Source organism: Vibrio sp. 10N.222.52.B7, assembly GCF_041474275.1.
Classification (GTDB): Bacteria; Pseudomonadota; Gammaproteobacteria; order Enterobacterales; family Vibrionaceae; genus Vibrio; species Vibrio crassostreae_C.
This window is the reverse complement of record NZ_JBFRTU010000157.1, coordinates 1-332: the sequence shown is the minus strand read 5'-3', so window position 1 is coordinate 332 and position 332 is coordinate 1. Positions and strand designations below refer to the sequence as shown.

Below are 332 nucleotides of genomic sequence, written 5' to 3'. Positions count from 1 at the left end.
TTGATACTAAAACCGTGCGCTCTTAGCTCAGCTGGATAGAGTACCTGGCTACGAACCAGGCGGTCGGAGGTTCGAATCCTCCAGAGCGCGCCACTATTTAGGGTTTAGTTCTTATAAGAATGTGAATCCTGATATTGATAAATCGTTCGTCGAGAATTAATATCAAAAACCGTGCGTCCTTAGCTCAGCTGGATAGAGTACCTGGCTACGAACCAGGCGGTCGGAGGTTCGAATCCTCCAGGACGCGCCACTATTTAGGGCTTCTTTCTTATAAGAACAGAAATCCTTGTATTGAGTTGTTGTTTACAACGAATTGATACTAAAACCGTGCG

Annotated in this window: 2 tRNA genes; both read left to right on the top strand. The window is 45.5% G+C overall.

The features are described 5' to 3' along the window. Positions 1–16: 16 nt before the first annotated feature. Positions 17–93: transfer RNA gene (locus AB4512_RS21980), tRNA-Arg, on the top strand. Between the two features lie 80 nt (positions 94–173). Further along, positions 174–250, top strand: a tRNA-Arg gene (locus AB4512_RS21975). Positions 251–332 lie beyond the last annotated feature (82 nt).